Genomic DNA, 6,951 nt, shown 5'->3' with positions numbered 1-6,951 from the left:
ATTCAACGCGTTTGAATGATTTTCTTCTTCAGCGATCGCGCGCGGATGAGCTTTGACCCGCCTCGAACTGTTCCTTTTGTTCACAAAAGAAGCCGAAAAAACTTTAGACGGATGCTGCGCATCCTTAAGCTGCCGACAGCCCTGTTCTTCGATGCGCGCCGAGGAAATCTTGTCAAAACACGCAAGCGCATTTTGACGATTTCCCTCTTAAGGCGGAGCGCGCGATTAGTTTGAGGGGACTGCGCTCGGGCCGCGCGGGCCCCACGTCCCGTGGACGGGAAATGCTTGCGCATTTCAACTGGCCGCCTCTACCCCCATTCTCTGTCCGCGCGCTGGCGGAAATCTTATTCAACGCGTTTGAATGATTTTCTTCTTCAGCGATCGCGCGCGGATGAGCTTTGACCCGCCTCGAACTGTTCCTTTTGTTCACAAAAGAAGCCGAAAAAACTTTAGACGGATGCTGACGCATCCTCGAACTGCCTCAGCCCAAAAAACGCACGGTGCTAGCGACGCAAGGTCAGGGTGATCTCGGTGCCGGGGCTGAATGAGGTGCCGGGGGACAAAGACTGGACGCGAACGGTGCCCATCCCTTCGAATTTCGGCTTCAATCCGGAGCTCTCGGCACGCTCCAGGGCTTCGATCAGGGTCAATCCCCGAAAGTCGGGAACGCCGGAGTCGGTGCTGATCGAAACGGGGGGCGAAACGACGACTCGGCCGCCGCTGTCGATCGCGGCACGACCTTCGTAGGGCAGACGGGGGGCGCCCATCACGTGTAGCTCGCGCAACAGGCTGTCCAGGGCGGTGGCGGAACCGGAAAGGGCGTTCAACATGGGGTCGAAGCTCTGGGGACGGGTCACGACGCGGTTGGTCACGTTGTAGTGCATCGAAAATACGCGGTCGGCGACGGTCTTGAACAGGGGGCCGGCAAGCGAACCGCCGTAGTAGGTCTTCTGGGAGTTCTCGGAGTGGTAGGTCTTCAGGGCGACGACGATCGAATACTTGGGACGGTCGGCGGGCAGGTAGCCGGCGATGGATCCGAGGTAGTGGCGGCCGCCGCTGCGGCTCACGTAGCCGTGGCGGCCGATAGCCACCTGGGCGGTACCGGTCTTGGCGGCGACGCGGTATTTCGGATTCAGCAGCAGGCGGCCGGTGCCGTTGGTCACGGCGCCTTCCATGGCGCGCTGGACGCCCCGAAGGGCGGTCTTCGAGCAGATGGCGGGGTTCAGGGTGTCGGTCGGAAAACGCAGGACGGTCTTGTCGTATTGGCGGAGTTCGCGCACGAACATGGGTTTGACCATCACGCCGTCGTTGGCGACGGCGTTGAAGAGGGTCAGGGTATGGATCGGGGCGAGACGCAGGGCGTAGCCGTAGGACATCATGGTGAGGGTAGTACCGTCCCAGCCGTTCCGGATGGCGGGGTGTTTGATGAGGGGTTTGGCTTCGCCGGCGAGCTGGAGGTCGAGGGGTTTGTGGATGCCGATCCGGTTCAGGGCGTTGACGAATTTGGCGGGCTGGCTGCCGTAGGCGCGGTTCACGGCTTTGGCCATGCCGATGTTGGAGGATTTCTCGAAGACTTGCTGGAGGGTGAGGCGGCCGAAGCCGCCGATGTGGGAGTCGACGACGCGGACGGGGCCGATCTGTTCGACGCCGTTGCCGGTCTCGATGGGGGTGGAGAGGGGCATGTGGGCGTCGTCGAGCAGGGCGATCAGGCCGGCGAGCTTGAAGGTGGAGCCGGGTTCCATGCTCATCCCGATGACGTAGTTGTAGTCTTCGACGAGGGTGCCGTCGGAACGCCGGGTGACGTTCGAGAGGGCTTTGATGTCGCCGGTCTGCACTTCCATGACGGCGACGCAGCCCCAGTCGGCTTCGACTTCGACGATCCATTCGCGGAGGGCGCTCTGAACCATGTCCTGCATCTCGATGTTGAGGGTGCTGACGACGTCGTAGCCGTCGATGGGGTCGATGTTGCGGTCGCTGGCGATGGGGGTCCAGAAGTTGCCGGAGATCTTCTGTTTGAGCATCTGGCCGGGTTCGCCTTTGAGGTAGTTGTCGAAGCCGCCTTCGATGCCGAGTTTTACGCCCCACTGGTTGACGAAGCCGAGGGTGCGGCGGGCGAGTTCGCCGTGGGGGTTGACGCGGCGGTTGCTCTCGATGGCCATGAAGCCGCCGCGGTTGGCGCCGAGGCGGAAGAGGGGAAAGCGGCGGATGGTCTGGAGTTCGAGGAAGTTGACTTTCCGGCGGGTGATCAGGTGGAACCGCTTGCGGGCGGTGTGGGCGTCAAGGAGTTCTTTGCGGTACTCTTCGGGGGTTTTGTCGCCGAAGAAGTCGGAGAGGCAGGTGCTGAGGGAGTCGACTTTGTCGAAGAAGCGTTGCTCGCTGAGGCCGCCGGCGGCCATGTCCATCCGAAGTTCGTAGTAGGGGATGGAGATGGCGAGCAGGCGGCCGTCGTCGGAGTAGATGTTGCCGCGGGCGCCTTCGACGATCTCGGTGCGGTAGCTGTATTTGTCGGAGAGGTCGCGGAGGGTGGCGCCGTCGGTGCCGATCTGGAGCCAGACGATGCGACCGAGGACGGCGAGGCCGGTGAAGAGGAAGAGGACGTACAAGACTTTGACGCGCCGCAGGATGGCCTCTTTGATGGGGCTTCGCTGGGGGGCGACGGGGGTCTCGGGCTCGGCGGTATGGGGGGATTGGCGGGCCATGGGGGGATTGGGTCTCTGGGGGGGGTTATTCGTCGATGGTGTGGGGGGAGGTGTGGTCGAGTACGAGCGGGATTCGGTATTCGCGCAGGAGGCGTTCGATTTCGCTCTGCCGGGTGAGGGTCATCCGAACGGCGGAGGAGGTCACGGCGCGGGTCTTGAGTTGTTTGAGCTCTTCGGAGATCCGATCCAGTTCGTTGTGTTTGTGCTGGATGTGGAAGCCGTTGGCGATATAGAGGAGCATCAAAAAAACGACGTAAACGATCACGGGCAGGCGGCGGGTGAACTCTTCCTGGGTGAGGATGCCGCCGGTGAAGAATTGGCCGATCCGGAGGCCGCTGCGTTTCCGGGGCTGAGGGGGGGTGTCGTCGCCGGCACGGGAGGGGGGGGCGAGAGGGGACTCTTCGGCGATGTCCGGGTCTTCCTCTTCGGGGCTGGGCGGGCTGTCGGGTTCGCGCCAGTCGTCGGGCATGGTGCCGCGGGCCGGACGGTAGTTCCGGTCGGAAAACTCGGGGGAGGTGTATCGGGAGGGGCGTCTCATCGCTGGGCGGCACGGGGCCGGGGGAAAAACGGGTTCAGGGGCGGATTTGTTGTCCGGTGCGCTCGGCGACGCGCAGTTTGGCGCTCCGGGCGCGGGGGTTGCGGTCGATTTCGGCGGCGGTGGGGAGGATCACTTTGCCGACGGGGACGACAGGGGTGGAGCTCTGGCCGTAAAAGTCGCGCTGGACGATGCCGTCGGGGGTGCCGCTCCGCATGAAGTTCTTGGCGAGGCGGTCTTCGAGGGAGTGGTAGGTGATGACGCTGAGCCGGCCGCCGGGACGAAGGAGCCGGATGGCTTGGGAGAGCATCATTTCGAGGGCTTGCATCTCGCCGTTGACTTCGATGCGGAGGGCCTGGAAGAGCCGGGCGCGGAAGCGGGACTCGCTGCCGCGGGGGGTGACGCTCTCGGTGGCGCGCAGCAGGTCGTCGATCCGGGCGAATGGCCCGGCGGTCTCGCGGTAGCGCACGATGGCGTTGGCGACGCGGTAGCACTTGTCGAGCTCTCCGTACCGCCCGAAGAGGGTGGCGAGCCGGGCGGGGTCGTAGGTGTTGAGCAATTCTGCGGCGGTTTTGGAGCTGCCGTGCTGGTTCATCCGCATGTCGAGGGGGCCGTCGAACCGAAAGGAGAAGCCGCGGGAGGCGGTGTCGAAGTGGTGGGAGGAGACGCCGAGGTCGGCGAGGATGCCGTCTACGTGGTCGAATCCGGCGGCGCGTACGCAGCTGCGCAGGAAGCGGAAGTTGTTATGGATCAGGACGAGGCGGGGGTCGTCGGGGGCGTTGGCCAAGGCGTCGGCGTCCTGGTCGAAGGCGAGCAGGCGGCCGCGACGGCCGAGGCGGTCCAGCAGGGCGCGCGAGTGACCGCCGCCGCCGAAGGTGACGTCGACGTACACGCCGTCGGGACGGAGGGCGAGTCGGTCGAGGCTCTCGTGGAGCAGGACGGGTTGGTGGTATTCGGACATGGGGCTCTCGGGCTGGGTGCGATTCCGTTTAAAGTGACAAAGTTACGCTTTTTTAGCGAGGTGGGGAGGGGCGGCGGGGAGATTTCTTCGGGGAGCGGGAGCGGGGTTTGGTTTTGTGGGGAAAGGTCTCTATTTTTGTCGCGATCGTTTCGGGTAGCCGGGTCGTAGTTCGTACGGTGCGGCTGAAAAGGGAACCCGGTGGAAGTCCGGGACAGTACCTGCTGCTGTGAGTCCGCTGAACGGTCTGTCGCACTCTTGGCCACTGGCGCGTCGGCGCGCCGGGAAGGCGCGGCGGACGGGACGAGTCAGAAGACCTGCCGAAAGGATGTTTTCAACGTGATTTGCACCTGCGGGGTTTTCGGGTGGAGATCGGGCATACGACGACAATGGAAGGGACGGCTGGGCGGGATGGGTTTCCCGGGGGTCGGAAGTTCCTCTTCGGCGGCGGAGGGGTGGTTGTGCGGAGGGGCGCTGCCCTACTCTATCCTGTTTCTCTTTTTCGAACTCTCTCCCTCGGTCGGTGCGGTTTCTGACGATGATGAAAAAAACAAGGGGACATATCCGGGCGCTGGGGCTCGCGGCGTTGGCGCTGGCGATGGGCGGCTGCATGAAGTGGGACTATGGCGCGACGGAGGAGGTGGCGCTGCCGGAGGGGGGGCTGTTCGTCCTCAACGAGGGCAATTTCCAGTATGGGAATGCTTCGCTGTCGTATTACGATCCGAAGACGGGAAGAGGTGAAAACGAGCTCTTTGTCCGCGCGAACGGGATGAAGCTGGGGGATGTGGCGCAGTCGATGGTGGTCAGGAAGGGGGTGGGATGGATCGTGGTGAACAATTCGCATGTCGTTTTCGCGATCGATGTGCGGACGTGTCGCGAGGTCGGACGCATCACGGGCTTCACGTCGCCGAGATATATTCATTTCGTGTCGGACGAGAAGGCGTATGTGACGCAGTTGTGGGACAATCGCATCTTTATCGTGAATCCGAAGCGGTTCGAGATCACGGGATATATCGAGTGTCCGGGGATGACGATGGAGACGGGGTCGACGGAGCAGATGGTGCAGGCGGGGAGGTATGTCTATGTCAACGGGTGGTCGTACCAAAACCGAATCCTGAAGATCGACGCGGAGCGGGATGTGGTGGTGGACGAGCTGGCGGTGGGGATTCAGCCGACGTCGCTGGCGATGGACAGGTACGGCAAGCTGTGGACGATTACGGACGGGGGAATGGAGGGGAGCCCTTACGGGTATGAGGCGCCGGCGCTCTATCGAATCGATCCGGAGGGGCTTCGGATCGAGCGGAGGTTCGAGTTCGGGCGGGGAGACCGGGGGTCGGAGGTGCAGCTGAACGGGACGAGAGATACGCTGTACTGGATTAACGGGGATGTCTGGAGGATGCCGGTGACGGCGGAGGGGTTGCCGGAGGGGCCGTTCCTGGAGGAGGCGGGGACGATCTATTACGGGCTGACGGTCGATCCGATCCGGGGCGATGTCTATGTGGCGGATGCGATCGATTACCAGCAGCCGGGGATGATCTGCCGCTATTCGGCGGGGGGGGAGCTGATCGACCGGTTCTACGCAGGAATCACGCCGGGGGCTTTTTGCTGGTGGATAAACGGAGGGGGGCGATGAGGGGAAAGGGTTGGATACTGGGAATACTCGGGGGGCTGGCGGGGCTGGCTCTGCCGGCGGCGGCGCAGGACGGAACGGAGGGGGGAAAGGAGCGGCTGCTGAGGACGGAGGTGGTGACGGTGAGGGGGCGGAGGCCGCTGAAGGAGATCGGGATACAGCGGACGAGGTTCGACAGTGCGGCGCTCAGGGGAAATGTGGCGCTCTCGATGGCGGATGTGCTGACGTTCCATTCGTCGATCTTCGTCAAGAGCTACGGACGGGCGACGCTCGCGACGGTGGCGTTCCGGGGGACGTCGCCGTCGCATACGCAGGTGACGTGGAACGGGATGAGGATCAATAATCCGATGCTGGGGATGACGGATTTCTCGATGATTCCGGCGTTCTTCATCGACGAGGCGTCGCTGCTCCACGGGACGTCGTCGGTCGACGAGGCGGGCGGTGGCTTGGGGGGGGCGGTGAGGCTGGGCACGGGGCCGGCGGGAACGGAGGGGGTCGGGTTGCAGTACGTTCAGGGAATCGGGTCGTTCCGGACGTTCGACGAGTTCCTGAGGCTGACGTATGGGGCGCGGAGGTGGCAGGTGTCGACGCGGGCGGTCTGCGCTTCGTCGCCGAACGATTACAAGTATCGGAATCGGGACAAGAAGGAGAATATCTACGACGAGGAGATGAATATCGTGGGGCAGTATTACCCGACGGAACGGAACCGGAGCGGGGCGTATCGGGACATACATGTGTTGCAGGAGGCGTACTACACGGCGGAGAACGGGGACCGGGTGGGGCTGAGGGGGTGGTATCTGAATTCGAACCGGGAGCTGCCGATGCTCACGACGGAGTACGGCGACGAGACGGAGTTCGAAAACAGGCAGCGGGAACAGACGTTCCGGGGGGTGGTGTCGTGGGAGCGGAGACGGGAGGGATGGAAGGCGGAGGCGAACGGGGGGTATCTCTACACGCGGATGGCGTATGACTACAAACGAGATGTGGGAAACGGGACGATGGCGGCGATGACGCGCTCGCGGAGCCGGGTGCAGACGCTCTACGGGCGGGCGAGGGGGGAGTATTACGGGGGGAGGAAATGGCTGTTCGCGCTCGATCTCTCGGCGCATCAGCACTGGGTGGAGAGTGC

The 6,951-nt window shown here is 63.5% G+C and carries 5 protein-coding genes and 1 riboswitch; of the genes, 2 read left to right on the top strand and 3 right to left on the bottom strand.

What is annotated here, in order from left to right:
- Window positions 1-503: 503 nt before the first annotated feature.
- From Q9S52_RS10145 to rsmH, 3 genes are read right to left on the bottom strand one after another with little or no spacing between them, the layout of a single operon-like run.
- Complete coding sequence (locus tag Q9S52_RS10145) at window positions 504-2,699, bottom strand: penicillin-binding protein (protein ID WP_304709028.1); 2,196 nt, start codon at window positions 2,697-2,699, stop codon at window positions 504-506.
- Window positions 2,700-2,724: 25 nt separating this feature from the next.
- Window positions 2,725-3,237: an FtsL-like putative cell division protein gene (locus Q9S52_RS10140; protein ID WP_304709027.1), complete on the bottom strand. Its 513-nt coding sequence runs from the start codon at window positions 3,235-3,237 to the stop codon at window positions 2,725-2,727.
- 34 nt (window positions 3,238-3,271) lie between these two features.
- A complete protein-coding gene (gene rsmH / locus Q9S52_RS10135; RefSeq protein WP_304709026.1) occupies window positions 3,272-4,195 on the bottom strand; it encodes a 16S rRNA (cytosine(1402)-N(4))-methyltransferase RsmH in 924 nt (307 codons plus the stop codon).
- A 134-nt stretch (window positions 4,196-4,329) separates the two neighbouring features.
- Window positions 4,330-4,532, top strand: a riboswitch (cobalamin riboswitch).
- Window positions 4,533-4,733: 201 nt separating this feature from the next.
- Here rsmH and Q9S52_RS10130 point away from each other — a divergent pair.
- Window positions 4,734-5,825 carry a DUF5074 domain-containing protein gene (locus tag Q9S52_RS10130; protein WP_370649011.1) on the top strand — a complete coding sequence of 364 codons (1,092 nt, stop codon included), beginning with the start codon at window positions 4,734-4,736 and terminating at the stop codon, window positions 5,823-5,825.
- Window positions 5,822-6,951 (top strand): TonB-dependent receptor (locus Q9S52_RS10125; RefSeq protein WP_304709025.1); only part of this gene is annotated, 1,130 nt, incomplete at its 3' end. The genes Q9S52_RS10130 and Q9S52_RS10125, both read left to right, overlap by 4 nt.

The sequence above is a fragment of the uncultured Rikenella sp. genome, assembly GCF_948810725.1.
Lineage (GTDB): Bacteria > Bacteroidota > Bacteroidia > Bacteroidales > Rikenellaceae > Rikenella.
Note: the sequence above shows the minus strand (reverse complement) of the source record. Positions and strands in the feature narration are given on the sequence as shown.